Source organism: Ferrovibrio sp., assembly GCF_046297895.1.
Taxonomy (GTDB): domain Bacteria; phylum Pseudomonadota; class Alphaproteobacteria; order Ferrovibrionales; family Ferrovibrionaceae; genus Ferrovibrio.
This window is the reverse complement of sequence record NZ_JBKBHC010000009.1, coordinates 25,558-50,220: the sequence shown is the minus strand read 5'-3', so window position 1 is coordinate 50,220 and position 24,663 is coordinate 25,558. Positions and strand designations below refer to the sequence as shown.

General features: G+C 66.0%; 23 protein-coding genes and 1 riboswitch. Of the genes, 9 read left to right on the top strand and 14 right to left on the bottom strand.

All coding sequences use genetic code 11. From position 1 onward, the window contains the following. Positions 1 to 97: 97 nt before the first annotated feature. The 4 genes from ACK4FK_RS15780 to fsa all read right to left on the bottom strand — a co-directional run bounded on the left by ACK4FK_RS15780 (position 98) and on the right by fsa (position 3,346). On the bottom strand, positions 98 to 877 hold the full coding sequence (locus ACK4FK_RS15780; RefSeq protein WP_409746131.1) for a DUF3750 domain-containing protein: 780 nt from the start codon (positions 875 to 877) through the stop codon (positions 98 to 100). A 109-nt stretch (positions 878 to 986) separates the two neighbouring features. After that, entirely contained in the window at positions 987 to 1,967 is a 981-nt protein-coding gene (locus tag ACK4FK_RS15775) for a tyrosine recombinase XerC (protein WP_409746130.1), read from the bottom strand. Further along, complete coding sequence (locus ACK4FK_RS15770; RefSeq protein WP_409746129.1) at positions 1,943 to 2,662, bottom strand: DUF484 family protein; 720 nt, start codon at positions 2,660 to 2,662, stop codon at positions 1,943 to 1,945. The genes ACK4FK_RS15775 and ACK4FK_RS15770 overlap by 25 nt, the downstream gene beginning before the upstream one ends. 15 nt (positions 2,663 to 2,677) lie before the next feature. Further along, complete coding sequence (fsa, locus tag ACK4FK_RS15765) at positions 2,678 to 3,346, bottom strand: fructose-6-phosphate aldolase (protein WP_409746128.1); 669 nt, start codon at positions 3,344 to 3,346, stop codon at positions 2,678 to 2,680. Between the two features lie 86 nt (positions 3,347 to 3,432). On the opposite strand from fsa, the gene ACK4FK_RS15760 reads away from it, so the two are divergent. Together ACK4FK_RS15760 and ACK4FK_RS15755 are read left to right on the top strand one after the other, a co-directional pair. Then, positions 3,433 to 5,646 (top strand): primosomal protein N', encoded by a 2,214-nt coding sequence (locus ACK4FK_RS15760; RefSeq protein ID WP_409746127.1) that lies wholly within the window; start codon positions 3,433 to 3,435, stop codon positions 5,644 to 5,646. Between the two features lie 78 nt (positions 5,647 to 5,724). After that, positions 5,725 to 6,123: a hypothetical protein gene (locus ACK4FK_RS15755; RefSeq protein WP_409746126.1), complete on the top strand. Its 399-nt coding sequence runs from the start codon at positions 5,725 to 5,727 to the stop codon at positions 6,121 to 6,123. A 12-nt stretch (positions 6,124 to 6,135) separates the two neighbouring features. Here ACK4FK_RS15755 and ACK4FK_RS15750 read toward each other — a convergent pair whose 3' ends face one another. From ACK4FK_RS15750 to ACK4FK_RS15710, 9 genes are all read right to left on the bottom strand, one after another. Further along, positions 6,136 to 6,387, bottom strand: a complete 252-nt coding sequence (locus ACK4FK_RS15750) for a hypothetical protein (RefSeq protein ID WP_409746125.1) — start codon at positions 6,385 to 6,387, stop codon at positions 6,136 to 6,138. Positions 6,388 to 6,530: 143 nt separating this feature from the next. After that, positions 6,531 to 7,460: a 2-hydroxyacid dehydrogenase gene (locus ACK4FK_RS15745; protein WP_409746124.1), complete on the bottom strand. Its 930-nt coding sequence runs from the start codon at positions 7,458 to 7,460 to the stop codon at positions 6,531 to 6,533. 15 nt (positions 7,461 to 7,475) lie between these two features. Further along, on the bottom strand, positions 7,476 to 9,101 hold the full coding sequence (locus ACK4FK_RS15740) for an ABC transporter ATP-binding protein (RefSeq protein ID WP_409746123.1): 1,626 nt from the start codon (positions 9,099 to 9,101) through the stop codon (positions 7,476 to 7,478). A 5-nt stretch (positions 9,102 to 9,106) separates the two neighbouring features. Then, positions 9,107 to 10,135 carry an ABC transporter permease gene (locus tag ACK4FK_RS15735; protein WP_409746122.1) on the bottom strand — a complete coding sequence of 343 codons (1,029 nt, stop codon included), beginning with the start codon at positions 10,133 to 10,135 and terminating at the stop codon, positions 9,107 to 9,109. 4 nt (positions 10,136 to 10,139) lie between these two features. After that, complete coding sequence (locus ACK4FK_RS15730; protein WP_409746121.1) at positions 10,140 to 11,249, bottom strand: microcin C ABC transporter permease YejB; 1,110 nt, start codon at positions 11,247 to 11,249, stop codon at positions 10,140 to 10,142. Between the two features lie 12 nt (positions 11,250 to 11,261). After that, entirely contained in the window at positions 11,262 to 13,076 is a 1,815-nt protein-coding gene (locus ACK4FK_RS15725; RefSeq protein ID WP_409746120.1) for an extracellular solute-binding protein, read from the bottom strand. Next, positions 13,076 to 14,890, bottom strand: coding sequence for an extracellular solute-binding protein (locus ACK4FK_RS15720; protein WP_409746119.1), 1,815 nt, complete (start codon positions 14,888 to 14,890; stop codon positions 13,076 to 13,078). Before ACK4FK_RS15720 ends, ACK4FK_RS15725 begins: the two co-directional genes overlap by 1 nt. 20 nt (positions 14,891 to 14,910) lie before the next feature. Then, positions 14,911 to 15,711: a histidinol-phosphatase gene (gene hisN, locus ACK4FK_RS15715; RefSeq protein WP_409746118.1), complete on the bottom strand. Its 801-nt coding sequence runs from the start codon at positions 15,709 to 15,711 to the stop codon at positions 14,911 to 14,913. A gap of 42 nt (positions 15,712 to 15,753) precedes the next feature. Next, positions 15,754 to 16,299 (bottom strand): c-type cytochrome, encoded by a 546-nt coding sequence (locus tag ACK4FK_RS15710; RefSeq protein ID WP_409746117.1) that lies wholly within the window; start codon positions 16,297 to 16,299, stop codon positions 15,754 to 15,756. A gap of 213 nt (positions 16,300 to 16,512) precedes the next feature. Between ACK4FK_RS15710 and ACK4FK_RS15705 the strand changes: the two genes are divergently transcribed. Together ACK4FK_RS15705 and ACK4FK_RS15700 are read left to right on the top strand one after the other, a co-directional pair. Next, complete coding sequence (locus ACK4FK_RS15705; protein ID WP_409746116.1) at positions 16,513 to 17,289, top strand: 3-deoxy-manno-octulosonate cytidylyltransferase; 777 nt, start codon at positions 16,513 to 16,515, stop codon at positions 17,287 to 17,289. A gap of 25 nt (positions 17,290 to 17,314) precedes the next feature. Further along, positions 17,315 to 18,184: a prephenate dehydratase gene (locus tag ACK4FK_RS15700; protein ID WP_409746115.1), complete on the top strand. Its 870-nt coding sequence runs from the start codon at positions 17,315 to 17,317 to the stop codon at positions 18,182 to 18,184. Between the two features lie 14 nt (positions 18,185 to 18,198). Here the strand turns inward: ACK4FK_RS15700 and ACK4FK_RS15695 are convergent, their stop codons facing one another. Beyond that, entirely contained in the window at positions 18,199 to 18,666 is a 468-nt protein-coding gene (locus ACK4FK_RS15695; protein WP_409746114.1) for a MarR family winged helix-turn-helix transcriptional regulator, read from the bottom strand. A gap of 192 nt (positions 18,667 to 18,858) precedes the next feature. On the opposite strand from ACK4FK_RS15695, the gene ACK4FK_RS15690 reads away from it, so the two are divergent. The 5 genes from ACK4FK_RS15690 (at position 18,859) to apaG (ending at position 24,637) form a co-directional block, all read left to right on the top strand. Further along, positions 18,859 to 19,905, top strand: coding sequence for an alpha/beta hydrolase fold domain-containing protein (locus tag ACK4FK_RS15690; RefSeq protein WP_409746113.1), 1,047 nt, complete (start codon positions 18,859 to 18,861; stop codon positions 19,903 to 19,905). A 115-nt stretch (positions 19,906 to 20,020) separates the two neighbouring features. Then, the gene (locus ACK4FK_RS15685; protein WP_409746112.1) at positions 20,021 to 21,409 is read left to right on the top strand and encodes a flavin monoamine oxidase family protein; all 1,389 of its coding nucleotides are present in this window, start codon (positions 20,021 to 20,023) and stop codon (positions 21,407 to 21,409) included. A 53-nt stretch (positions 21,410 to 21,462) separates the two neighbouring features. Beyond that, positions 21,463 to 21,542: riboswitch (SAM riboswitch) on the top strand. An 82-nt stretch (positions 21,543 to 21,624) separates the two neighbouring features. Next, entirely contained in the window at positions 21,625 to 22,839 is a 1,215-nt protein-coding gene (gene metZ / locus ACK4FK_RS15680; protein ID WP_409746111.1) for an O-succinylhomoserine sulfhydrylase, read from the top strand. Between the two features lie 150 nt (positions 22,840 to 22,989). Beyond that, a complete protein-coding gene (locus tag ACK4FK_RS15675) occupies positions 22,990 to 24,051 on the top strand; it encodes an OmpA family protein (RefSeq protein ID WP_409746110.1) in 1,062 nt (353 codons plus the stop codon). Between the two features lie 193 nt (positions 24,052 to 24,244). Beyond that, a complete protein-coding gene (gene apaG, locus ACK4FK_RS15670; protein ID WP_409746109.1) occupies positions 24,245 to 24,637 on the top strand; it encodes a Co2+/Mg2+ efflux protein ApaG in 393 nt (130 codons plus the stop codon). The last annotated feature ends 26 nt before the right edge of the window (positions 24,638 to 24,663 follow it).

Sequence of the window (24,663 nt, the reverse complement as noted above, 5' to 3'; positions counted from 1 at the left end):
AAGAATAGCCGCCCGCTGCCAGCGGGTCACCGGCACGGTCCTGCAAGTGTATCATTCCGGCGGAGGAAAAAACGCCTTAGATCAGCGGAAGGCCAGATCAACCAGCGGTTTCTTCCGCGGGCGGCGTCTCGGCAGAGGGAAGACCAATCCGGCCCAGGCCCGGCAGCTTGAGGGCCGGCCGCAGCAGATCGATGCCGATGGTCAGGCCCAGCAGATTGAGTTCCAGGCCTTCGCGGGCGGCTGCCGTGATCCCGGCCAGGCCGAACAGCGACACCTGCCAGCCGGTGCCGCTGGGCGCAGGCGCCACCAGCCGGTCGCTGCCGATCCAGTCCTTGCCGATGGCGGTGGGCGGCAGTTCCAGGCCCAGGTCGGGTACCTCGCGGGCCAGCCAGGCGATGAAGCTGTTCGAATTCGGGCCCGGCCACATCACATAGCCGTCGCGGTGGGGATAGCGTTCGGCAGCCGCCATCAGTTGCGGGATCAGCGCCTGCGCCTCGGGTCCGCGCAGGTCATGCAGCAGCTCGGGCGGGTTGCCGGCCCAGTAGCCGTCAGGGGTGCGCTGGCTGATCCGCAGCGCCGAACCACCCCAGCCCACAACCTCATAGCGCGTGAAGGCCGGGGCGTCGGCCGGCTTCATGACCAGCCAGGTGTGGACCGCGAAGGCTCCGCGCCAGCCCCAGACCCGGGCGGCATAGACCTGCACCACGGCCTCGGGCGTGGTGGCCGGATCGGGCGCCAGGCCGGTGGAGTCCCAGCGGCTGGTGGACCAGTGCTTGCGTTCGGCCGTGGCGACGCTGACGCCGCTGGCCATCAGCGGCATTGCGATCAGGGCCAGGAAGCCGGCCAGGATGAAGCGGAATATGCGTCGGGATTTCATGTCTGCCTGCCAGTAAGCATAGGCTGGCTGGCGATTGTGGCAATGGCAGGGCAGTGGGGCAGGGCAGTGGGGCAGGGCAGTGGGGCAGGGCGATGAGAGAGGCGGGCGATCAGGCCCCGGCCCTGGCCCGGGGATGGGCGCTGCCATACACCCGCAGCAGGGCCTCGGCGTCGACCTCGGTATAGCGCTGGGTGGTGGCCAGCGAGGCATGGCCCAGCAGTTCTTGGATGGTGCGCAGGTCGCCGCCGGCCGCCAGAAGATGCGTGGCAAACGAATGCCGCAGGGCATGGGGCGTCGCGGTTTCGGGCAGGTTCAGAGCGCGGCGGGCGTTGCGCATGGCCTTCTGCACGATGGCCGGGTCCAGCCGTTTGCCGCGCGCGCCGTAGAACAGTGGCGTGCCGGAGGCAATCGGCCAGGGGCAGAGTTTCGCGTATTCGGCAATCGCCTGTCGCACCACCGGCAGGATCGGCACCAGGCGCTGCTTGTTGCCCTTGCCGGTCACCGTCAGGCTGTCGCCTTTCGGAATCTGGTCGCCGTTCAGGCCCAGCGCCTCGCCCAGGCGCAGACCGGCACCCCACAGCAGCGTCAGGATCGCCGCGTCGCGCGCCTGCAGCCAGGGCTCGGCGGCGAAATCCTCTGCCGTGTCGATCATCTCCTGTGCCGCCGGCACGCTCAACGGCTTGGGCACGCTGTGCGGCCGCTTGGGGCTGCGCAGCAGACTGATGGCAGCGGTGTCCACCTGGCCGTCGCGCTGCAGACGGCGGAAGAAGCTGCGCACGGCGCTCAGGTTCCTGGCCAGCGACGTGGCTTCCAGCCCGTCCTTGCGGCGATGGCTGGAATAGGCGCGGAAATCGCTCAGGCGCAGGCCACGCAGGTCGTCCAGCGAAGCCGCGCCGCCCAGATGCTCGCTCAAGAATGCAAAGAAGCCGGCCAGATCCTGGCCGTAGGCGCGCAGGGTATGGCGAGAGAAGCGTTTTTCCTTGGCCAGCCAGCGATACCAGGCCTCGGCCGCGGCCTTGGCGTCATCGGCCGCCAGAAAGAACGGCAGCCGCTCGTCGTCGTCGGTTACGGCTGCGGCAGGTCGAGCCATGAGCGCACCGAGCGGCCGAGCACGCCGGCGAGGAATTGCAGCAGTTCCGTGCCCTGGCTGGGCTGGAACTTGTCGGCCTCGCGCGAGCCCAGGGCCAGCATGGCAGCCGGCGAGGTGGGGCCGAAATCCAGCCGCGCCAGGGCATCCGAACGCACCAGGCTGGCGGCGGGCCCGTAAATCCAGTCGGCGGCCTCGCATTTGTCGCGGGCGACGGCGGGCAGGGCGCCCAGCAGGGCGTCGATGGCGCCATTGGGCAGCACGAAGACGCCGCCGGTGGCGATATCCTTCATGCGTTCGGGATCGCCTTCGACGCAGAGGCTGATCACATCGACCTCCAGCAGGTCGGTCCAGTCCTGGGTCGCCATATGCACCATATGCTCGAAGCTGCCGGCCTCCAGCAGCATCAGCACGGCGGCATGCACGCGCTGGGTGGCCGAGAGATTCTGCCGGCTGGCATCCAGCAATTCCGTGCCGACATGGGACATGCGGGTGAGTTCGCCCTGCAGCTTCTGCACCATGAAGCGCTGCAGATCGACCACATTGTTGCCGCTATGCGGCTGCGCCGGGGGCAACAGCACTTCGCACAGATCGGGGTGACGCGTCAGCAGATCGGGGTGCTGCTTCAGCCACGCGATCACCTCGGCCTCGTCGAGGCCGATGGGAGCGGAAACAGGTGCGGTGATGCCATCGGCCATCGGCTGCCTCTCCGCTTACTTCTCGTTGCCCAGGATCGACTGGCCGGTCTTCTTCCAGTCGGCGAGGAAGGCATCCAGGCCCTTGTCGGTCAGCGGGTGCTTGACCAGCGAGCGCAGCACGGCCGGCGGCACGGTGCACACATCGGCGCCCAGCTTGGCGGCCTCCACCACATGCATGGGGTGCCGGATCGAGGCGACCAGCACCTCGGTCTGGAAATCGGGGTAGTTGTTGTAGATCTGCACGATGTCGGCGATCAGCGCCATGCCGTCGTGGCCCACATCGTCCAGCCGGCCGACGAAGGGCGACACGAAAGCCGCGCCCGCCTTGGCGGCCAGGATCGCCTGCGCCGGCGAAAAGCACAGCGTGACATTGACCATGATGCCATCGTCCGACAGCGCCTTGCAGGTCTTCAGGCCGTCCAGCGTCAGGGGCACCTTCACGGCCACGTTGGTAGCCAGCGCCGCCAGCTTGCGGCCCTCGGCCAGCATGGTGGCGTGATCGGTGGCGGCCACCTCGGCCGAAACCGGGCCTTTCACGATCTTGCAGATTTCCTTCACCGTGGCGACGAAGTCCCGGCCGGTCTTGGCCACCAGCGAGGGGTTGGTCGTCACGCCATCCAGAAGGCCGCTGTCGTTCAGGTCGGCAATCTCGGCCACGTCGGCGGTATCGACGAAAAATTTCATGTCCTAAACTCCATGGGCGGCGCCGGCCTGCCCGAATCGGCACCGATGGTATAAGTCGTTTGGTTAACAATACCCGACCCGGCCAAGTGCTTCCAGCCCGGCCGGGCCGGTCTACCGGAACCCGCCGCTTGCTCACGCCCGATCAGATCCGCGTTCTGCTGCCGCTGCCGCTGGCCGAGCCTTTCACCTATCGTGCGGGCGAGGTGGGGCCGCTTTCGCCGGGCGACATTGTGGAAGTACCGATCGGCAACCGCGTTTCGCTCGGTGTGGTCTGGGATGGTCCGCCGGAGGGGCTGCCGCCGGCCAAGCTGAAAGCCGTGCTGCGCCGCTGCGATGCGCCGCCGCTATCGTCCGCGCTGCGCAGGCTGGTCGACTGGGTGGCGGGCTACACGCTCAATCCTTCGGGCGCGGTGCTGAAGATGTGCCTGCCCGAGCCGCGCGCCCTGGTCGAGCCGCCGCCGATGCGGCAGGTGCTGCGGCCGGGCGAGGCCATCGAGATGCGCGCCAGCGCCCAGCGCGAACGCGTCTTGCAGGTCGCGGCCGAACGGCCGGGTTTGAGTCCCGGCGAACTGGCCGAGGCCGCCGCCGTATCGGTGGCGGTGGTGCGCAAGCTTATCGAGCTTGGCGCGTTGCAGGCCGACAGCACGCCGGCCTTCCGCCCACCACCACCGCCCGACTGGCGCCGCCAGGGTCGTGCGCTGAATACGTCTCAGGCCGAGGCGGCGGCCGGTCTGCGGGCGGCCGTGGCAGCACGGGATTTCTCGGTCACGCTGCTCGAAGGCGTGACCGGCGCCGGCAAGACGGAGGTTTATTACGAGGCCGTGGCCGAGGCCCTGAAAACCGGCCGGCAGGTTCTCGTGCTGCTGCCCGAGATCGCGCTGACGCAGCAATCGCTGGATCGTTTCGAGCAGCGTTTCGGCGCACCGGCCTGGGCCTGGCATTCCGAAATGGCGGAAGGCCGGCGTGCCGCAACGTTGCGCGCCATCGGCCATGGCGAGGCGAAAGTGGTGATCGGCGCGCGGTCGGCCCTGTTCCTGCCCTATGCCGATCTCGGTCTGATCGTCGTCGACGAGGAACACGATGCCTCCTACAAGCAGGAGGAAGGCGTGATCTACAATGCGCGCGACATGGCGGTGGTGCGCGCCAAGCAGGAAGGCATCGCCGTTGTCCTCGCCTCGGCGACGCCGTCGCTGGAAAGCCTGCACAATGTCTCGCGTCGGCGCTACGCCCATGCCGTTTTGCCCGAGCGCCATGGCGCCGCCACGCTGCCGCGCATCGATATCGTCGATCTGCGCAAGGAACGCCTGCCGGCCCAGCGCTTCATCAGCGCGCCGCTGCAGACCGCGATCCGCGAAACCGTAGGGAATGGCGAGCAGGCTATGCTGTTCCTCAATCGCCGCGGCTATGCGCCGCTCACGCTCTGCGGCGCCTGCGGCCATCGTCTGCAATGCCCGAACTGCGCCGCCTGGCTGGTGGAGCACAAACGCCATGGCCGTTTACAATGCCATCATTGCGGGCACCAGCAGCGCCTGCCCGATGCCTGCCCGTCCTGCGGCGCCGAGGACCGTTTCAAGGCCTGTGGCCCGGGCGTGGAGCGGCTGGCCGAGGAGGCGGCCATGCTGTTCCCCGAGGCGCGGCTGGCCGTGATGGCATCCGATACCGCCAACTCGCCGCAGCAGATCGGCGAGATGCTGACGCGCATGGAAAACCGCGAAATCGATATCCTGGTGGGTACCCAGATCGTGGCCAAGGGGCACCATTTTCCGCTGCTCACCCTGGTGGGGGTGATCGACGCCGATCTTGGCCTGGCCGGCGGCGACCCGCGTGCCGCCGAGCGCACGCATCAACTGCTCACCCAGGTTTCCGGCCGCGCCGGTCGTGCCGACCATCCTGGCCGGGTGCTGCTGCAGAGTTTCCTGCCGGAGCATCCGGTGATCGCGGCGCTCAGCCGGCACGACAATGCCGGTTTCATCGCCGCCGAGATGGCCGAACGCCAGCGCGCCGGCATGCCGCCCTTTGGCCGGCTGGCGGCCATCATCCTCAGCGGCACCGACCAGGCCCAGGTGCAGCAGGCGGCCCGCGATCTGGCCCGCGTTGCGCCGCGCGCACCGGGCCTGACGGTGCTGGGACCCGCTCCTGCCCCTCTGCATTACCTGCGCGGCCGGTTCCGCGAGAGGCTGCTGCTCAAGGCAGCCCGGGAGGTCGATGTGCCAGCCGTTCTACGAGAATGGCTTTCGAAGTTTAGACTACCATCGGCTGTAAAACGTGCGGTTGATGTTGATCCTTATAGCTTTCTTTAGAAGTCCGGTTTTTAAGGAATGCCAAGGTCGGTCCGGACCCTGCAAAGGGGTCCCGGAAAATGTGAGGGGAAGAAGTCCATGCGCCGCGCAAGCCTGTCAGCCATTCTTGCGGTGTCGGTTGTTGCCATTGCCCTGGTCGGGTGCCAGGAAAAGGAAACCGCACCGGATCAGCGCCATACCTCTCTCAGCAACTTCCAGCAGTTCATCCAGAAGACCGGTGGCCTGAAGAGCCTGAACACCTTCCAGAAGCGCCGTCCCGAGATCAATTCGGAGGAAAGCCTGGGCGTGATCTATGACGGTGCGCGGACCCAGGGCGAGGTGATGCGCTTCCGCGACAAGCAGCTGGCCAAGGAAATGCTGCCGGCGCTGAAGGCGGTGCGCCAGCGGCTCGGCGAGACCGAGAACTGCATGTTGCGCGGCTATTTCATCGCTTGCGGCGAGGAAAAATTCGTCGACGTTTTCCGCAAGTGGGAGTGAGCGGCACGCCGCTCACATCCACCAGCCAAGCGTGATGGCGAGGATCGCCGCGAGCGCGATCGGGGCCAGCGCCAGCGCGACCCAGAAGATCACCGCCGGCGTCCAGGCAAAGGCCAGCACGCCGATCAGAAGCAGGATATTGACGAAAAACAGCGTGGCTTTCATGGCCTGAGGCTGGCGCTCGTGGGCGGCAAAACCCTCAGGTGCGGCTGTGGTTTCTTCCTGGGCGGCGACCAGCAGGTCGTCGGCGGCAATATCGGTCATGGCAGGCTCTTTTTTGTATCGTCTCGACAGGGAGGCGAAGCGGAAAATGGCAGCCGCAGCATTGGAAAACCACCCGTCAGATTGCCGCAGGACGCAATGCCGCAGGGCAGATTGCCGCAGCCGGATTCGGCGGAATTCCGCGCTCAGTAGCCGCGGGCGTAATCCACCAGCCGCAGGATGGGCAGGCCCTGGTGCAGGCGTCGGATGTTGTCGACGATCTGTGGTGCCACATGGGCCGGGATGCTGTCGGCCGCGTTATGCGGCGTTACCGTCACTTTCGGGTGGGTCCAGAACGGATGATCGGGCCGCAGCGGCTCCTCGTTGAACACATCCAGGGTGGCGCCTGACAGCCATTCGCTGTCCAGCGCATGCAGCAGGTCGGCCTCCACCACATGGCCGCCGCGGCCGGCATTGATCACATAGGCGCCGCGCGGCAGCAGCGACAGCGTGCGGCGGTTGACGATGCCCCTTGTCTGCGGCGTGAGCGGCAGCAGGCAGACCAGTATGTTGCAGATGCGCAGGAAGCCGTCCAGGTGATCGTCGCCATGGAAACTGGTGACGCCGTCCACGGCCTTCAGGCTGCGGCTCCAGCTTGCCACCTGGAAGCCGAAATCGGCCAGTTTCTTCGCGACGTGGCTGCCCAGCGTGCCCATGCCCATGATCCCGACCACACGCTCGGAGGCATCCACGGGCGGCAGCCAGCGCCAGGTGCGGTTGCGCTGGTTGGCAGCCATGGTGTCGGCCTGTCGGTGGAAGCGCAGCACATGCAGCAGAACGTATTCGCTCATGCCCTGGGTCAGGCGGCCATCCACCACGCGGGCCAGCGGCACATGTTTGGGGATATTCGGATCGGCCAGGATGCCGTCCACCCCGGCGCCGAAACTCTGGATCAGCCGCAGATTGGGGAAGCTCTGCAGCAGGCCCGGCGGCGGCTTCCACACCAGAGCGACGTCGATCTCGTTCGGGTTGCCGGTCTGCGGATGCAGCCGGATGTCCAGATCCGGCGCTTCCGCCTTCAGGGCGGCGGCCCAGTCGTCCACCGGATGGTTTTTCGAATAGATCAGAACGGCCATGGGGGCTGCGGCGGATCAGGTGCGCACGGCATGGCCGTGGCTCACCGCCACGTCGAAGGCGGCGGCGATCAGCGCGCGGGTATAGTCGGTCTGCGGGTCCTGGAATATCTGCGTCGCATCGCCCTGTTCCACCACGCGGCCGTCCTTCATCACCATCACCCGGTCGGCCAGCGCGCGCACGACCCGCAGATCGTGGCTGATGAACAGATAGGCCAACCGGTGCTTCTGCTGCAGGTCGCGCAGCAGGTCGACGATCTGGGCCTGCACGCTCATGTCCAGTGCCGAGGTCGGTTCGTCCAGTACCACGAAGCGCGGCTTCAGTACCATGGCGCGGGCAATCGCGATGCGCTGGCGCTGGCCGCCGGAGAATTCATGCGGATAGCGGTCCATGGTGGCGGGATCGAGGCCCACTTCGGTCAGGGCTTCCGCCACCATCGCGCGGCGTTCCGCCTCGCTCTGGCCGATGCCATGCACGCGCAGGCCCTCTTCCACGATGTGGAACACGCTCAGGCGCGGCGACAGGGAGTCGAACGGGTCCTGGAACACGATCTGCATCGCGCGCCGCAGCGGCCGCATCTCGGTCCAGCTGCGGCCCTGCAACTCCTGCCCGTCGAAGCGGATGCTGCCCTCGCTTTTCTGCAGCCGCAGCAGGGCATAGGCGAGTGTCGACTTGCCCGAGCCGCTTTCGCCCACCACGCCCAGCGTTTCGCCGGCGCGGATGCTTAAGCTGATGCCGTCCACCGCCTTGATATGGCCGACGGTACGCCGCAGCAGACCGGCGGTGATCGGGAACCAAACCTTCACGTCTTTCGCCTCGGTCACCACCGGGGCACCGGCGACGGCGGCATGCGGCTTGCCCTTGGGTTCGGCGGCGAGCAGCTTCCTGGTATAGGCATGCTTCGGGGCCGCAAAGATTTCGGCTACCGGACCGGCCTCGACGATCTCGCCCTGCGTCATCACGCAGACGGTATCGGCCACTTTGCGCACAATATTCAGGTCATGGGTGATCAGCAGGATCGCCATGCCCAGCCGGGCCTGCAGATCCTTCAGCAGTTTCAGGATCTGCGCCTGGATGGTGACGTCCAGCGCTGTGGTCGGCTCGTCGGCGATCAGCAGATCAGGTTCGTTGGCCAGCGCCATGGCGATCATCACGCGCTGGCGCTGCCCGCCCGAAAGCTGGTGCGGATAGGCGTCCAGGCGCTTTTCGGCTTCGGGCAGGCCGACCAGCCGCAGCAGTTCCAGCGTGCGGGCCCGCGCCGCGGCCTTGCCCAGGCCCTTGTGCAGGAACAGCACCTCGTTGATCTGCCGCTCGATGGTATGCAGCGGATTGAGCGAGGTCATGGGTTCCTGGAACACCATGGCGATGCGGTTGCCGCGGATGCTGCGCAGCACCAGTTCCGGCGCGCCGACCAGTTCCTCGCCGCCGCGATAGGTGATCGAGCCGGATGGATGGCTGGCCAGCGGATAGGGCAGAAGCTGCAGCACCGACAATGCGGTAACGGACTTGCCCGAACCGCTCTCGCCCACCAGGGCCATGGTCTCGCCGCGATGGATGTCGAAGGACACATGTCTGACCGCATCGGCATCGCCGCCGAAGCGCACACTCAGGTCTTTCACCCGCAGCAGGGGCTGTTCGCTCATGCGGGTCACCGGAAGGTCTTGCGCGGATCGAAGGCGTCGCGCACCGCTTCGCCGATGAAGATGAGCAGGCTGAGCATCACGGCCAGAACGGCAAAGGCGGTGATGCCAAGCCACGGCGCCTGGATGTTGGTCTTGCCCTGGCCGAGCAATTCGCCCAGCGAGGGCGAGCCGGGCGGCAGGCCGAAGCCGAGGAAGTCCAGCGCCGTCAGCGTGGTGATCGAGCCGTTGAGGATGAACGGCATGAAGGTCAGTGTCGCCACCATGGCGTTGGGCAGCAGGTGGCGCAGCATGATCGCGCTGTCGGAAACGCCCAGTGCGCGGGCGGCGCGCACATAGCCGAAATTGCGGGCGCGCAGGAACTCTGCCCGCACCACGCCCACCAGCGCCATCCAAGAGAACAACAGCATGATCCCCAGCAGCCACCAGAAATTCGGCTGCACGATGCTGGCCAGGATGATCAGCAGGTACAGGGTCGGCAGGCCGGACCAGATTTCGATGAAGCGCTGGAAGATCAGGTCGGTCTTGCCGCCGAAATAGCCCTGCACCGCGCCGGCGATCACGCCGATCACCGAACTGAGCAGGGTGAGCACCAGGCCGAACAGCACGCTGATGCGGAAGCCGTAGATCAGCCGTGCCAGCACATCGCGGCCCTGGTCGTCGGTGCCGAGCCAGTTCTCTGGCGAAGGCGGCGCCGGCGCCGGCCGGCCGAGATCGTAGTTGATGGTGCGATAGCTGTAGCGGATCGGCGGCCAGATCATCCAGCCGTCCTTTTCGGCGATCAGCTCCTGCACGAAGGCATCGCGGTATTTCGCCTCCGTCTCGAAATCGCCGCCGAAGGTGGTCTCGGGATAAGCCTTGAGCACGGGAAAATAATAGCTGCCGTCGTATTTCACGATCAGCGGCGCATCGTTGGCGACCAGTTCGGCGAACAGGCTGACCACGAACAGCAGCGCAAAAATCCACAGCGACCAGTAGCCGCGGCCATTGGCGCGGAAATTGCGCCAGCGTCGGGCATTGATGGGCGAAAGCTGCATCGCTTCAGGCCTCCCGGCTCTCGAAATCGATGCGCGGATCGACCACCACATACATCAGGTCGGAAATCAGATTCACCACCAGGCCCAGCAGGGTGAAGATGAACAGCGAGCCGAACATGATCGGATAGTCGCGCTTCAGCGCCGCCTCGAAGCCGAGCAGACCAAGGCCGTCCAGCGAGAAGATCACCTCGATCAGCAACGACGAGGTGAACAGTATGCCGATGAAGGCAGACGGGAAGCCGGCGATCACGATCAGCATGGCGTTGCGGAAAACATGGCCATAGAGCACGCGTCGTTCCGACAGGCCCTTGGCCCGCGCGGTCAGCACATACAGCTTGTTGATCTCTTCCAGGAAGGAGTTCTTGGTCAGCATCACCAGGCCGGCGAAGCCGCCGATCACCATGGCGATCACCGGCAGGGCCAGGTGCCAGAAATAATCCGCGATCTTGCCCAGCAGGCTGAGCTGGTCCCAGTTGTCCGAGGTCAGGCCGCGCAGCGGAAACCATTGCACGAAGCTGCCACCCGCGAACAGAACCACCAGCAGCACGGCGAACAGGAAGCCGGGAATGGCATAGCCCACCACGATGGCGGCCGAGGTCCAGATGTCGAAGCGGCTGCCGTCGCGCACCGCCTTGGCGATGCCCAGCGGGATCGAAATCAGATAGACGATCAGCGTGGTCCACAGCCCCAGCGAGATCGAAACCGGCAGCTTCTCGATGATCAGGTCGACCACCGGGCGGTCCTTGAAATAGCTGACCCCGAAATCGAAACGGACATACTGGCCCAGCATGAGCAGGAAACGTTCGTGCGCCGGCTTGTCGAAGCCGAACTGCTTCTCGATCCGCTTGATGAATTCTGGGTCCAGACCCTGGGCGCCGCGGTATTTGGCGCTGCCTTCGGCGGCCTGGGCGAAGGATCCCGCGCCCGGGCCGGTTTCGCCGCCGGTGGCGCCCGAAACGCGGGCGGTGACATCGGCCGCCGTGCCGGTCACTTGGGCGATCACCTGTTCGACCGGGCCGCCGGGCGCAAACTGCACCACGGCGAAATTGATGATCATGATGCCCAGCAGGGTCGGCACGATCAGGGCCAGGCGACGGATGATATAGGCAAGCATGGCGCTACTCTCTCATCTCTGCCGCGGCAAATTCAATGCCTTGTCTTTTTCCGGATCGATCCACCAGGTGTCGATCAGGCCGACATCGTAGGCGGGTTTGGTCGCCGGCCGGCTGAACCGGTCCCAGTAGCCCAGCTTGACCGTGCCGCTGTACCAGTGCGGGATCACATACCAGCCCCACATCAGCACGCGGTCTAGCGCCCGGGTGGCGGCGCGCAGTTCGTCGCGGTTCCTGGCCGAGACGATATGCTCCACCAGGTCGTCCACCGCCGGGTCGCGCACGCCCGAGAAGTTGAAGCTGCCCACCGTCGCCGCGGCGCGCGAGGACCAGTAGTTGCGCTGTTCGACGCCGGGGGTCAGCGGCTGGGCGAAACGCCGCCCCATCACGTCGAAATCGAAACTGCGCAGGCGGTTCTCAAAGGCCGAGACATCGACAACCCGTATCGAGACGGTGATCCCGATGCGCTCCAGGTTGCGGGCGAAGGGATTGATGATGCGCTGGAAGCTGGGTTCGAACAGCATGAATTCCAGCACGAAGGGCTGGCCTTTCGCATCGACCAGCTTGCCGTTTTCGATGCGCCAGCCGGCCTGTAGCAGCAGGTCCTGCGCCTGCTTCAGGTTGGCGCGGTTGTTGCCCGAGCCGTCGGTGCGCGGCGGCTGGAACTCGGTGGTGAAGACCTGCGGCGGCAGCTGGGTACGGAACGGCTCCAGCAGCTTCAGCTCGGCCGCAGAGGGCAGGCCGGTGGCGGCCAGATCGGAATTCTCGAACATCGAGCGCGTGCGCTTGTACAGGTCGTAGAACAGCGTCTTGTTGGCCCATTCGTAATCATAGGCCAGGTTCAGCGCCTGACGCACGCGGGGATCGCTCAGGTGCGGCTTGCGGCTGTTGAGGAACCAGGCCTGCACGCCCGATGGCGTTTCATCCTTCAGTACCTCGCGCTTGATACGGCCCTGGTCGAAGGCCGGCTTGCCGCGATAGCCGGTGGCCCAGACGCGGGCGATCACCTCCTCGCGGTAATCGTATTCGCCGGCGAAGAAGGCTTCGACGGCGATGTCGCGGTCGCGGTAATAATCCTCGCGGATCTGCGCGAAGTTGTGGCGCCCGCGGTTCACCGGCAGGTCCTTCGCCCACCAGTCGGGCACGCGCTGGAACACGATGCTGCGGCCGGCATCCACGCGGGCGATGCGGTAGGGGCCGGAACCGGTGATCGGCTCGATGGTCGGCGCAGCGAAATCCCGCCCCCTGAACCAGGCCTTGGGCAGGATCGGCAGCGTGGCGACGATCAGCGGCAGGTCGCGGCGGCTTTCCGTCTCAGCGAAGCGGAAGGTCACGCGGCGCGGCCCTTCGGCCGTCACGCTCTCCACGTCGCGCAGGATGAGCTGGTACAGCGGATGGCCGTCCTGCTTTGCCGCCTCCACGGTGAAAACCACGTCCTCGGCGGTCACCGGGCTGCCGTCATGCCAGCGGGCGCGCGCATTGATCTGGAAGCTGACCGACGATCGGTCGGATGCCAGATCCGCGCTTTCGGCCAGATCGGCGTAGACCGCATCGGGTTCGTCCGTGGCGCGCACCATCAGGCTCTGGAAGGTCAGGCCCAGATTGCGTGCCATCACGCCTTTCAGGATCAGCGGATGCAGGTTGTCGAAACTGTCGAGCTGCCAGCCGCGCAATTCGCCGCCCTTGGGCGCGGCCGGATTGACATAGTCGAAATGCCGGAAGTTCGCCGGGTATTTCAGGTCGCCGAAGGCCGACAGGCCGTGGCGCGGCTCGGCCTGCGCCGCGATGGCAAGAAGGCAGAAAAACGAGGCCAGCAGCTCGCGCCGCATCACGGCTTCGCGCCGGCCAGTTTCGCCGCCTTGGCCGGATCGACCCACCAGGCCATGAAGTCGACGCCGTTCTTCGGGGTCTTGTTGGGCCGGCCGAACTTGTCCCAATAGGCGATGCGGTCGGCGCGCAGGCTCCAGCCCGGCACCAGATACTGTCCCCAGGTCAGCACGCGGTCGAGCGCGCGGGTGGCGGTGATCAGGCTGTCGCGGTCCGGTGCGTAGATCACCGCGTCGATCAGCTTGTCGACCACCGGATCCTTCAGGCCGATCCAGTTGCTGCTGGAGGTGTTGTCCGCGGCGGCCGATGAAAAGAAGCTGCGCTGCTCGTTGCCCGGCGAATTGGATTGCCCCCAGCCCGAGAAGATCATGTCGTAATCGAAGCTGCGGATGCGGGCGATGTATTGCGCCGAATCCACCGTGCGCATGGTGAGCGTCACGCCCAGCCGCTGCAGATTCTGCGCCCAGGGCGCCACGATGCGCTCGTAAGTGGGGTCGGACAGCAGGAATTCGATATCCAGCGCCTCGCCCCTGGCGTTGCGCAGCTTGCCGTCCTTCACGTCCCAGCCGGCTTCCTTCAGCAGCCGCGCCGCCTCGCGCAGGTTTCTGCGATCCTGCCCGGAGCCGTCCGACACGGGCGCCTGATAGGCCGGCCCGAAAACCTCCTTCGGCAACCTGTCGCGGAAGGGCTCCAGCAGTTTCAGTTCGGCCGCCGATGGCTCGCCGCGGGCGGCGAAATCGGAATTCTCGAAATAGCTGTTCGATCGGCTGTAGCCGCCGAAGAAGAAGGTCTTGTTGGTCCATTCGTAGTCGAAGGCCAGCGTCAGCGCGCGGCGCACGCGCACATCCTGGAACTTGGCGCGCCGGATGTTGAACACGAAGCCGCTCAGGCCCGAGGGCCGCTCGTGCGCCAGCTCCTCCTTCCTGACCAGTCCCTGCTGCGCGGCGGGGAAGTCGTAGCCGGTGGCCCAGACGCGGGCGATATTCTCGCGCCGGAAATCGTATTGTCCGGACTTGAAGGCTTCCAGAGTCACCGTGGTGTCGCGGTAGAGGTCGTAGCGGATGCGATCGAAATTGTAGCGCCCCTTGTTGACCGGCAGGTCTTTCGCCCACCAGTCGCTGCGGCGCTCATAGACGATGAAGCGGTTGGCCTCCAGGCCGGCGATGCGATAGGGGCCCGAGCCGGTCCAGGGTTCCAGGGTGGTCCTGTCGAAGCCGCGCTTTTCCCATTGCGCCTTCTGCACCACCGGCAGCTGCCCCATGATCTGCGGCAGTTCGCGGTTCCTCGGCCCCGAGAAGCTGAACTTCACCTTTCGGGGCGAGAGAACTTCCGCTTTTTGAACATTGGCATAATAGAGCTGCATCTGCGGATCGCCATGTTTCTGGATCTGCTCGAAGCTCCATGCCACATCCTCGGCGGTGATCGGCTTGCCGTCGGCCCATTTCGCCTCCGCGCGCAGATTGAACGCCACCCAGCTCAGGTCTTCGGGCACCTCCACGCTTTCGGCGATCAGGCCGTATTCGCTGGTGTCGTCGTCCATCGGCGAGACCATCAGGGTCTCATAGATCAGCCCCAGGCCCGGCGCCTCGTCGCCCTTCGGGATGAAGGGGTTGAGGCTGTCGAAACCGCCGATGGCAAACAGCTTGACCTCGCCGCCTTTTGGCGCGTTCGGATTGACGTAATCGAGCTGCTTGAAATCCGGGCCGTATTTCGGCGCGCCAATCAGCGACAGCGCATGGCTGGTCTTGCCGCTCTGGGCGAGGGTCGGATTGGTCAACGAGAGGGCGAGCAGGGCGGACAACAGGACGGTTCGCATTCGGGTCGCTCCCAAGAAGATCAAGCTCCAGACAGATACTGCATAGCCGCGGCATGCAGGGCCGGATTGGCCGCCGCCAGCACCCTGGACCGGCCGCGGGGATCCAGCGGATTTCCCTCCCAGTCGGTGATCACGCCGCCGGCCCCGGCCACCACCGGGCCGAGCGCGGCGTAATCGTATGGCTGCATCCGGCCATCCAGCGCCAGATCGGCAAATCCAGAGGCCAGCATACCATAGGCGATGCAGTCGCCGGACATCCGATTGATGCGGCAGTCCCTGCGCAGCTTCACAAATGCGGCATGTTCGCTCTCGGTGAAGCTGTCGACATAGGTGGTCATCACCACCGCGTCCTTCAATACGCGTTCGGCATTGGTCCGGGTCGGCTTGCCGTTGAACATGGTGGGACGGCCGCTGGCGCCGAGCCAGCGGTCGGCCATGATCGGCTGGTCGATCACGCCCAGCACCGGCTGGTTTTCAAAGGTCAGTGCGATCAGCGTGCCGAAGATCGGCAGGCCGGCGACAAAGCTCTTGGTGCCGTCGATGGGATCCAGAATCCACTGCCAGGCCGCATCGGTGCGGACGGGCCCGTATTCCTCGCCGAAGATGCCGTGATCGGGATAGGTCGCCTCGATGGCCTTGCGCATGGCCGCCTCGGCATTGCGGTCTGCGACGGTGACCGGCGAGTCGTCGGCCTTGCTGACGATGTCGATGCGCTGGCGGAAATGCGGCCTGATCTCGGCGCGGGCCAGGTCGGCGAGCCGGTGGGCGAAAGCCACCAGATCGTCTGCTTTGGACAAGAAAAGGGCCGGGGCGTCAGGCATGATGACGATCCCGGCCCGTGGTCTGGCGCAATGATGGTCTGCTTACGGCAGCGGCTTCGGGTTGTCCGACAGCGACCGCAGATAGGCGATGAGATCGGCGCGCTCCTTGGCGCTCTTCGAGCCGGCATAGGCCATCTTGGTGCCCGGAGCATAGGCCTTCGGATTCTTCAGGAAGGCATTCAGGCTGTCGTAGCTCCACTCGCCGCCGGTCTTCTTCAGGCCGTCGGAATAGGCGAAGCCGGCCATGTGGCCCTTCGCGGCGCCGACGATGTCGTAGAGATTCGGACCCACCTTGGCTGCACCGCCCTTGTCGGGGGTATGGCAGGCGACGCACTTGCTGAAGGCCTTCTTGCCGGCATCGACATTGGCCGATGCAAGCAGGGTGGCGATCGGCGGATCGGCTTCTTCCTGCTTGGCGGCCGCGCCGGCGCCGCCCTTCGGGGCCTCCTCGGCCACCTCGATCTTGTAGGCCGGCTCGGCCAGCTTCTTGGGCGAAACCAGGATGTTGCCGAACTGATTCACGCCCATGATGATCAGCAGGCAGAACAGCACGGCGCCGATCATCTTGTTCAGTTCGAAACTATCCATCTCGCGACACTCCTGCCATCGACGCTGCGCCGGTGCTTGGGGCGGCGGCAGCGAAACCGGTCTAAAACGGGCCGAAACGGCCCAAAAATCGCCGTGACATTAGCGGCTTCCCCGGTCCGTTCGCAACCCGTATATATCCCGCCGGAGAGGGCATCCGCCTGCCCGGGCTGCGGCGGATTGCCGCACCTCGCCGCCTCGCGATCAGGACCGCAAATGACCGTCGACCAGACACTTAGCCAATCGAGTCCACCCAGCAATCCGATTGTGCTGATTCCCTCGCGGCTGGCCTCGACGCGGCTGCCCGACAAGCCGCTGGCCGACATCCACGGCCAGCCGATGATCGTGCATTGCCTGCGCCGCGCGCAGGAAGCCGGCTTTGCCCGCGTGGCGGTGGCCTGCGGCGACGAGGCGATTGCCGGCGCGGTGCGCGCCGCCGGCGGCGAGGCGGTGATGACCGATCCGAACCATCCCTCGGGCTCCGACCGCATCCATGAAGCGCTGGTCAAACTCGACCCCGAGGGCCGGCATGATGCGGTGATCAATCTGCAGGGCGACCTGCCCGCCATCGACCCGGCGGTTGTCGCCGCCGCGCTGAAGCCGCTCGCCGATCCGCGCATCGACATTGCCACGCTGGCGACGCCGATCATCGATCGGCACGAGATCGACGATCCCAATGTGGTGAAGGCGGTGCTCAGCCTGCGGCCGGGAGAGCGCATCGGCCCGGCGCTGTATTTCAGCCGCCGGCCGGTGCCGGGCGGCGAGGGGCCGCTGTGGCATCACATCGGCATCTATGCCTATCGCCGTGCCGCCCTGCAGCGCTTCGTGGCGCTGCCGCCGTCGCCGCTGGAGCAGCGCGAGAAACTGGAGCAGCTGCGCGCGCTGGAGAACGGCATGCGCATCGCGGCAGCCGTCGTTGACACCCTGCCGCTCGGTGTCGATACTCCCGCCGACCTTGAGCGCATCCGCCAGGTGATGGCCGCGCAGCGATAAGCCCCTTTCCGCTGAAGAGATCCCCATGCCTGCCCAGATCGCCACCGCCGCCACCGATCCTGCGCGCATCGTCGCCTTCCAGGGCGCGCCCGGCGCCTATTCGCATCTGGCCTGCCGCGAGGCGCTGCCCGACATGGTGCCGCTGCCCTGCGCCACCTTCGAGGATGCCTTTGCCGCCGTGCGCGAGGGGCGCGCCGCCTGCGGCCTGATCCCGATCGAGAATTCCACCGCCGGTCGCGTCGCCGATATCCATCAGCTTCTGCCCGAGGGCGGACTCTACATCACCGCCGAGCATTTCCTGCGCGTGCGGCATCAGCTTCTGGCCCCGAAATCGGCCAGCCTGAAAAGCATCAAGCGCGTCTACAGCCATGTGCAGGCGCTGTCGCAATGCCGGCGCGTGATCAAGGATCTGGGACTCGAGCCGATCGTCTCCACCGATACCGCCGGTTCGGCCAAGGACGTGGCCGAGCGTGGCAATCCGGAGGAGGCGGCGATAGCCTCATCCATCGCCGGCGAGCTTTACGGCCTGCAGGTGCTGCGCGCCGATATCGAGGACAACCACACCAACACCACGCGCTTCATCAAGCTTGAGCGCCAGCGCCGCGATCCCGATCCGCAGCTTGGCAACAGCCTCACCGCCATCATGTTCCGCGTGCGCAGCGTGCCGGCGGCTTTGTATAAGGCGCTGGGCGGCTTCGCCACCAACGGCGTCAACGTGGTGAAGCTGGAAAGCTATCTCTCGGATGGTTTCCAGGTGGCGGAGTTTTATGCCGAGATCGAGGGCCACCCGGCCCAGCGCAATGTCGATCTGGCGCTGCAGGAGCTGGAATATTTCAGCCGCTCACTGAAGGTGATCGGCGTCTTCGCCGCGCATCCCTTCCGCTCCGGCCGCTGAATCGGCCAGGGGCTTCAGCGTGCCGCGTTGAAGCCATTGAAGGCGTCGCGCAGCTTCACCGCCGCATCCTTCATCTGCATCAGTTGCTCCATGCTCTGGCCCGAGGCCTTCAGGATCGTGGCCGGACAGACCATGGCCTGCTGCTTCAATGCCCGGCCCGCCTCGGTCAGATGGATATGCACCTGGCGTTCGTCGGCGGGATTGCGCCGGCGCGTGACAAAGCCCGCGCTTTCCAGCCGCTTGAGCAGCGGCGTCAGCGTGCTGGATTCCAGGAACAGCCGCTCGCCCAGCTCACCCACCATCAGGCCGTCGGTTTCCCACAAAGCCAGCATGACCAGGTATTGCGGATAGGTCAGGCCCATGGCGTCGAGCAAGGGCTTGTACAGGCGGTTGAAGGCCAGGCCAGTGGAATAGATGGCGAAGCATAGCTGGTTGTCCAAGGCGAGGGCGCTGCTGCCGGTCGAGGCGACGGTGTCGGGCATGGTGCGTGGCTCCGGGGATCTTCGATTGCGATTATATATCGCATAATAATTTATCGTATGCGATATATGCATAACGGCCATGCCGAATAATCAATTATCAAACTATAATTTATCACGATAAATATTAGCCATCCGGAGCACGGATCCGGGCCGCCAGATGGCCGCCCGGCCATACTTGAAGGAGCTAAAACAATGTCTCTGTTGCAGAATTCCCGCCGTATCCTGGCCTCCACCGCGCTCGCTGCCGGCCTTCTGGCTCTTGCCGCCCCGCTTCCGGCCCAGGCGCAGCCTGCCCATCTCGATGCCGTCACCCAAGGCTTCGTGAATGCCGTCACGGCGGCTGGCGGCCCGCCGATCTATACCCTGTCGCCCCAGGCCGCCCGGCAGGTCCTGTCCGGCGCGCAGGCCGGCCCCGTCGCCAGACTGCCGGCCGAGATCCGGGATCTGAGCCTGCCGACCGGCCCGCTGGGCAGCGTCAATGTGCGGATCGTGCGTCCCGAAGGCGTCGCCGAGGCCTTGCCGGTGGTGATGTATTTCCACGGCGGCGGCTGGATGCTCGGCGGCAAGGATACCCATGACCGCCTGATCCGCGAGATCGCCGTCGGCGCCCGCGTCGCCGTGATCTTCGTCGACTACCGCAACACGCCGGACGTGCAGTATCCGGTGCCCAACGAGGAGGCCTACGCGGCGACGAAATACGTCGTCGAGAATGCCAGGGTTCTCAATGTCGATGCCAGCCGCCTGGCGGTGGCCGGCGACTCCGCGGGCGGCAACATGGCGGCGGCGGTGACGCTGCTGGCCAAGCAGCGCGGCGGCCCCAAGATCAGCCATCAGGTGCTGTTCTATCCGGTCACCGACGACATCTCGCTGAACGCTTCCTATGCCGCCTTCGGCAACGGTCCCTGGCTGACGACGAACGCGATGCACTTCTTCCTCGACGCCTACCTGCCCAAGACGGCGCGCAACGAGGTTCTGGCCTTCCCGCTGAAGGCATCGGTCGATCAGTTGCGCGGCCTGCCCGAGGCGACGGTGATTGTTGCCGAGAACGATCTGCTGCGTGACGAGGGCGAGGCCTATGCCCGCAAACTGATCGAAGCCGGAGTCAGCGTTACCTCGACGCGGTATAACGGCGCCATCCACGACTTCGTCATGCTGAACGGTCTGGCCGAAAGCCCGGCCACGGTTGCCGCGATCGCGCAGGCGAACGCCGCCCTGCGTCGGGCGCTGCAGGTGAAGTAATCGCTGTGTCATACTCCGTTCGGCGCTGACACTCGACGGACACGACCAAGCCGGGCCGCCTTGCGGCCCGGCTTTAATTTTGATCTTTGCGCCGCTCTCGCGGCATAATGCCGGCATGAAGCGCGTCAGCCGTCGAGAAGCGATCCAGGGCGCGGCAACCATGGCCGCGCTGCCGCTGCTGGGATTGCCGGCTGCCGCGCCTGCCCAGGCCGCCTTGCCAGGCGAGGTCGATGTGGCCGTCGTCGGCGCCGGCATTGCCGGTCTGTCGGCGGCGCGCCTGCTGCAGGAACGTGGCCGCACGGTCGCCGTCGTGGAGGCGCGCAATCGCATCGGCGGCCGGGCCTTCACCGATACGGCCCGCCTCGGGCATCCGGTCGATCTCGGCGCCGCCTTTCTGAAATCGGCCGATATCAATCCGCTGGCTGGCGAGATGCGTCGGCGCGAAGGCAACCTGCAGAGCGACGATGGCGATTTCTGGCTGTTCGACCGCGACCGCGACGGCGCCCTGCGCGACGCGGCGACGGAAGACTACGATCTGCTTGGCCTGCTGTACGACCGCCTCGACGACGCGTTGCTCGATGCCAAGACCCTGCGCGTCGATGCCACCCTGGCCAGCCGCGCCAAACTCGATGTGAATGGCGGCCAGCGCTGGGCCGATCTGGCGCGCGCCATGGCCGGGCCGCTGCATGTCGGCGTCGAATATGGTCAGGTATCCGCGCTTGACGCGCCGCGCCTCTCGGGCACCGGCAACGATGCGTGGCTGCCGGGCGGCTTCGGTGCCTGGGCGGCCGAATATGCCGCCGGCTTGCCGGTCTTCACCGGCAAGCCGGTGGTGCGCATCGACTGGGGCAATTCCGGCGTGACGCTCGTGACCGCGGAAGGCCAGGTGCAGGCCGAGGCCTGCATCGTCACCGTGCCGCTGGGCGTGCTGGCCGCGCGCGACGGCATCCTGTTCCAGCCTGAGCTGCCGGCGGCGCAGCGCGAGGCCCTGGGCCGCATGAATATGGGGCTGATCAACCGTATTGCCCTGTTGTACGAACCGGCCAGTTTCAATGCGCCGCCGAACACCCAGCTCTGGGCCAATGGCGGCGGCAGCCGGGCGTTTGGCTTCAGGCTGAATGTCCACAACACGCCCGTGGTGGTCGCGTCGGTCGGCGGCGAGCATGCCCGTGAATTGGAACGGCAGGGCGAGGCGGCGATGATCGCCGCGGCCCGCGCGCAGATCAGGCTGATATTCGGCGATGCCGTCGATCGGCGGTTCCAGCGCGGCATTGCCTCGGCCTGGGGACAGGATTCATACAGTCGCGGCGCTATCGCCGCGGCCCGGCCCGGCTTTGCCGTGGCGCGCCGCAACGCCGGCCGGCCGCTCGCCTCTGCGGCCGGACGCAGCCGGGTCTTGTTTGCCGGCGAGGCCTTCGCTTCCCCCGAATGGGCGGGGTCGGCCGCCGGGGCCTGGCTGTCTGGCCGGATGGCGGCAACCGAGGCGCTGCGGAGCCTGGGATAGGCGCGGCAGCCGCGAATCAGGCTTGACGGCTTCCCCGCCGCGCCGTATCACGCTGGACCATTCGTGGTGATTTGAGCCGACCGGCTTGCGGACCACGTAAAACAAACCGCTAAAAGGTCGGGCGGTTTTATCCCAAAACCCCGGGCCTGCGGCGCCGGGGTTTTTTGTTTTTTCGCCCCCGGTTTCGTTGATATCGGACCAGAGGACGACACGCGATGAGCGACAGCAAGAAGAGTTCCACCTGGCGGCCGGCGACCCGGCTGGTGCGCGGCGGCACGGTGCGCAGCGGCTTCGGCGAAACCTCGGAAGCGATCTTCATGACTTCGGGCTTCTGCTACGACAGCGCCGAGTCGGCAGAGGCGCGTTTCAGGAACGAGCAGCCGGGTTTCGTCTACAGCCGCTTCGGCAATCCCACCGTGGAAATGTTCGAGCAGCGCATGGCCCTGCTGGAAGGGGCGCAGGCCGCGCGCGCCACCGCCAGCGGCATGGCGGCGGTGAACGCCGCGCTGATGTGCCAGTTGAAGGCCGGCGACGAGGTCGTATCGGCCCGCGCCGTGTTCGGCTCCTGCCGCTACATCGTCGAGGAACTGCTGCCCCGTTTCGGCATCAGGACGCACCTGATCGACGGCACCGATCTTTCGGCCTGGGAACAGGCGATCAACCCGCGCACCCGCGCGGTTTTCCTCGAGACGCCATCCAATCCGACGCTGGAGGTGATCGACCTGCCTGCGGTGGCCGAACTGGCGCATCGGGTCGGCGCCCGCGTGGTGGTCGACAATGTCTTCGCCACGCCGCTGCTGCAAAAGCCGCTGCAACTCGGCGCCGACATCGTGGTTTATTCCGCCACCAAGCATATCGACGGGCAGGGGCGCTGCCTGGGCGGCGTGGTCCTGGGCAGCCAGGATTTCGTCACCAATGAACTGACCCCCTATCTGCGCCATACCGGCCCCGCGCTCAGCCCCTTCAATGCCTGGGTCATGCTCAAGGGCCTGGAAACCCTGGAACTGCGGGTATCGCGCCAGGTCGAAAACGCGTCCCGGCTGGCCGATGCCCTGGCCGGCCATCCGGGGCTGGCGGCGCCGGCCAATGCACCGGCCCTGCTGTATCCCGGCCGGGCCGACCATCCGCAGCATGCCCTGGCCATGCGGCAGATGAGTGCCGGCGGGAACATGCTTGCCCTACGCGTCAGGGGCGGCAAGGCGGGAGCCTTCCGTATGCTGAATGCCCTGGAATTGGTGGATATCTCGAATAATTTGGGCGATTCCAAGAGTCTGATCACCCACCCGGCCACCACCACACACCAGAGGTTGAGTCCGGAGGAACGTGCCCGTCTGGGCATCGGCGAGGACCTGCTGCGGCTCTCGGTGGGGCTGGAAGACTGGCGGGACCTGCTGGAGGATTTGCGGCAGGCCCTTGAAAAAGCGGCCTGATCTGTTGCCGATCTGCCACAGCGGGCTATTTTCCAGCAGACTCGCGGCCCTGGGTTATGCGAATCCCGAAAGCTGCTGCTATAGTCGCCGTGGGGTTGAGACGTCAGGGGCCGCGGTTGCGGCGCCTATCCAATTTTTGAGGAGATTCTCATGAAGATTCGTGTCGCTCTGCTGGCGGGTGCCGCTCTTGCGGCCATGGCGTCGGCTCCGGCATCCGCGCAGGAGAACTGGTATCTCGGCGTGTCGGCCGGCCCGAACTGGCTGACCGAAAGCTCGGTCTCCGGCGGCGGGACCAGCAACGACGTCGATTTCGACCTCGGCTACGGCCTGCTCGGCAAGGCCGGCTTCAGCTTCATGAACAATTTCCGCTCCGAACTGGAGCTGGGCTACCGCAGCAACGAAGTCGACGGCACGAACGCCACTGGCGTCACCGCCACCGGCGACGTGAAGGCCTGGTCGTTGTTCGCCAACGTCTATTACGACTTCATGCCGAAGGAGAAGTTCAATCCCTTCATCGGCGTCGGTCTTGGCGGCGCCCGCGTCAGCGTCAACGATGCCCGCGTGAACGCCACCCGCGTCCTCGACGACAGCGACAATGTCTTTGCCTACCAGGGCATCGTCGGCGCGTCCTACGCGCTCACCGAGAACTGGCTGCTGAGCGCCGATTACCGCTACACCGCCAGCTTTGGCGATCTCAGCCTGAACACCACCACGGGTACCTCGGTGGATGCCGACTGGGCGAACCATGCGATCATGCTGGGCGTGACCTATCGCTTCGGCGCTCCGGCTCCGAAGCCGCAGCCGGCCGTCGCCGCTCCGCCGCCGCCCCCGCCGCCGGCCCCGGCGCCTGCCGCCGCTCCCGCCCCGGCGCCGCGCCTGCCGGAGACCTACATCGTGTTCTTCGCCTTCGACAAGTCGGACCTCAGCCCCGTGGCGACGCAGGTGCTTGATCGCGCCATCGCCGACTACCGTGCGACCGGCATGACAAATGTGCGCATCGAAGGCAACGCCGACCGCTCGGGTTCGGATGCCTACAACCAGCGCCTGTCGCAGCGCCGTGCCGATGCCGTGGCGAACTATCTCCGCTCGAAGGGCATTGCGCAGGGTGCGATCCAGACGGTGGCCAACGGCGAGAATAAGCCGCGTGTGCCGACCGCCGATGGCGTGCGCAACGACGAGAACCGCAACGCGCAGATCTTCCTGCGCAAGTAATTCCCGCGCTTACGGCTATATGGCGGCCGCCCCGAAAGGGGCGGCCGTTGCCGTTTCAGGCGTCGTCGCGGGGCGGCGATATCCCGGTTTTCCGGGCTCGCCGCCGCACCCGGCTGGACATTCCGGCTATCACTCCTAATATTTTAGCAATCGGCCCTGCCGGGTTTTGTGCCGGCCGGCCCGGAGTGCAATCATGTATCACAAGACCACGCATAACATTTCGGTCACGGTGCAGCCGATTTATCTGGACGAGCAGTCCTCGCCCGAAGAGAACTATTTCGTGTGGGCCTACAACGTGAAGATCGAGAACGGCGGCAGCAATACCGTGCAACTGCGCAGCCGTTACTGGAAGATCACCGATGCGCGTGGCCGGGTGCAGGAGGTGCGCGGGCCCGGCGTGGTGGGCGAGCAGCCGGTGCTGGGGCCGGGCGACAGTTTCGAATATACCAGCGGCACGCCGCTGCCCACGTCGTCCGGCTTCATGGTTGGCACCTATCAGATGGTCAGCGAGTCCGGCGAGCAGTTCGACGTCGCGATCCCGGCCTTCTCGCTGGACAGCCCCTACGAGGCCCGGCGGGTGAACTGAAATTTAGTGCGCCGCGGATTGGTCCG